Origin of the sequence: Finegoldia magna (assembly GCF_018371055.1) — a bacterium.
Lineage (GTDB): Bacteria > Bacillota > Clostridia > Tissierellales > Peptoniphilaceae > Finegoldia > Finegoldia magna_I.
This window is the reverse complement of the sequence record NZ_JAGYZD010000237.1, coordinates 1-2,536: the sequence shown is the minus strand read 5'-3', so window position 1 is coordinate 2,536 and position 2,536 is coordinate 1. Positions and strand designations below refer to the sequence as shown.

Below are 2,536 nucleotides of genomic sequence, written 5' to 3'. Positions count from 1 at the left end.
TTCTATTCATACGAACACTTAAAACAAACAATAGAAGATTTCATAAAATATTACAATGAAGATAGAATAAAAGAAAAACTTGGATATTTAAGTCCAGTTGAATATAGGAAATTGAATGCAGCTTAGCTGCGATTTCCCATAAGGGAAATATGAGGACAAAAAAACCAGAGACAAATATTTCTAAATGTCTCTGGTATAAAGTCCAACTTTTTGGGGTCACCTTATTTCCGCGTCCGGATTTAAGGGGCATTATATTTTAAAATATGAAAATTTAAATTATTTTACGGATGTATCTTGGCGATACTCTTTAACAGCAAAAAGTGCCACAAGCAGAATTCCTACAATATAAACAATAAAGCCTATGCCATTTTTAGATTTTACGAATAACTCTTTAAATAATGTCCAAAATAGAAATGTAAAAGCGGTTAAACTTGAAAACAAGTAATAAAGATTCTTTTTATTATCTAAAATAGATTTTAGAAGCACTATTATAAAAAGAGCCATTACTAAAGAGCCTGTTGAAGATTCTCCAATAAACATGTATGCAATTGAAGACTTAAACGTGGTATGTTTAATAGGCAGAAATAAAGAACATAGTATAAGTATTCCACCTATGAAAGAGTACTTATAATTTTTTTCTAGACTTGATAATTTTGTCATTAAACTTCCAAAGAGACTCTTCAAAGAAGTTGAACGGAGTTGTTCTGATATGTGTATTTCAAATCGTTGTTTTAAAACAAAATATGAAATCAGAAATAGTATTATAGCTAAAAAAGATAACATGGTCGCTGTTCTAATGACAGAAAATCCTATCCCAAAACCATAAGAGTCTAGAATTATAGAAAAAGAATCCACAGCATCATTTACTTCGTTAAAAAAAACAATTATGCTAATAAGACTAGCAGCCACAACACCTTTTATTTTTAAACACGATAAGAAATACAAAATAAAGATATTAGAAAAAAATATTATATCAGCTCTTAACCAATTGATTTTAAATAAATTTGCCGGTCCGTCTATAGCGGAATATGCCATATAAGGAAGAAACATTGCAATTAAAGTTATAATGGCTGAACAGAAAAACAGTCCCAATGACAAGACAAGAAAAGTTTTACTTTTGCATGCCTCATAAACTTTTGAAATACGATTTATAAAAAAACTAAACATAATAAATACTCCTTTCATAAATATGAACATAGTTTTAACATAATTACATTATAACATAAACAATTATTTTGGGATATCATAATTATGAAGTCAAATATTAACAGCAATAGCGAGATATTAATTTATCTAGCAGTACTATTTAATTGGTATTTATATCCATATTCACTTAAAATATTTGTATGACTATGGCGTCAAAATCTGACAAAATAAATGTAGTAAAACTGATTTTATGATTAAATTTATTATCTAACGTGTACATTTATACACAAAACAAGAAAGGATGATTTATTTAATGAAGAAATTTATTTTAGTTCTAGTTTTTGCTTTTGCACTTGTAGGTTGTCAAAAAGCAGAAACAACACAAACACCTGCAGAGACAAACACAACAAAAGATGGACAAGTTTTAGATACAACTGATGAAAAGTCTACAGAACAAAAAGTCGCTGACAATATTAGTTTGGATGATGCCCTCAAGGTGTTTACGAATAAGTATCCGGAAGCAAACATTGAAGACATCAGTTTTGACAAAGATAAACAAACATCTAAATATGAAATAGAGGCTTTTGATGAGTCCAATGAATACGATATCGAAATCTCCGCAAAAGACGGTTCCATCATCAAAGACAATTCCGAAAAGGACCACACAGCTAATAAAAAAGCTATTGACAATGGCCTTGTGTCAAAGGTAGATGGATTAATTGTAGATATTCTCAAAGATGCAGGTTCGGATTATTACTTAGATTCATATTCCATAGAGTATGATGAAACCAAGGCATATACTCAATTGGAAATAGAAGTAAAAAATTCAAGCGGCAAGGATATTGAATATAAATACAACCTAGAAACTGGTGAATTGATTAAGAAAGACCGTTAAAATTCCCCGAGTGTTAGCTCAACCCCAAAATCCGGAATACGGATGGAGGGGTTTTTCATGCCAAAATACACAAAAGAATGTAAAATAAAATTAGCGCTAGAATATTTATCAGAAAAACTTGGAAGCTGTCTAAGTGTCGCTAAGAAATATGATATCCAAAAAGATACCATAAGAGAATGGATAAATAAATACAAATCTGAAGTGTTTGATAACTTGTCTAAAAAACTAAAAAATAATAATTACAGTGAATTTTACATAAGCATAGGATTTTATCCATACTAGTTTCAATTTTTCGGAGGGCTGATGAAGGAAAAAATCACAGTCTGAGCTTTAAGGAGAGCAAAAAAAGATTTCTCTCTTAGCATATAATAATCATTTAAATTCAAGTAAGAATCAACAACTTTAGTGGATTGATAGTATTGTGGATTGGGTATATATAGTAAAATATTATCAGGAGGTATAGATAAATGAATATTACAAATAGTTTTCTAAATA

At 29.3% G+C, this 2,536-nt stretch carries 4 protein-coding genes; 3 read left to right on the top strand and 1 reads right to left on the bottom strand.

The window, feature by feature from the left end; translation table 11 throughout:
• Positions 1–126 (top strand): IS3 family transposase (locus KHW44_RS08490; protein WP_304068422.1); only part of this gene is annotated, 126 nt, incomplete at its 5' end.
• Between the two features lie 150 nt (positions 127–276).
• On the opposite strand, the gene KHW44_RS08485 is transcribed toward KHW44_RS08490, so the two are convergent.
• Entirely contained in the window at positions 277–1,167 is an 891-nt protein-coding gene (locus tag KHW44_RS08485) for a hypothetical protein (protein WP_304068419.1), read from the bottom strand.
• Positions 1,168–1,459: 292 nt separating this feature from the next.
• Between KHW44_RS08485 and KHW44_RS08480 the strand changes: the two genes are divergently transcribed.
• Both KHW44_RS08480 and KHW44_RS08475 read left to right on the top strand, forming a co-directional pair.
• The gene (locus KHW44_RS08480; RefSeq protein WP_304068416.1) at positions 1,460–2,041 is read left to right on the top strand and encodes a PepSY domain-containing protein; all 582 of its coding nucleotides are present in this window, start codon (positions 1,460–1,462) and stop codon (positions 2,039–2,041) included.
• A gap of 57 nt (positions 2,042–2,098) precedes the next feature.
• Positions 2,099–2,323: a helix-turn-helix domain-containing protein gene (locus tag KHW44_RS08475; RefSeq protein WP_304068413.1), complete on the top strand. Its 225-nt coding sequence runs from the start codon at positions 2,099–2,101 to the stop codon at positions 2,321–2,323.
• The last annotated feature ends 213 nt before the right edge of the window (positions 2,324–2,536 follow it).

Coding starts and splice junctions, on each gene's coding strand:
- KHW44_RS08480 (WP_304068416.1), top strand. CDS start 1,460: ATGAAGAAATTTATTTTAGTTCTAGTTTTTGCTTTTGCACTTGTAGGT.
- KHW44_RS08485 (WP_304068419.1), bottom strand. CDS start 1,167: ATGTTTAGTTTTTTTATAAATCGTATTTCAAAAGTTTATGAGGCATGC.
- KHW44_RS08475 (WP_304068413.1), top strand. CDS start 2,099: ATGCCAAAATACACAAAAGAATGTAAAATAAAATTAGCGCTAGAATAT.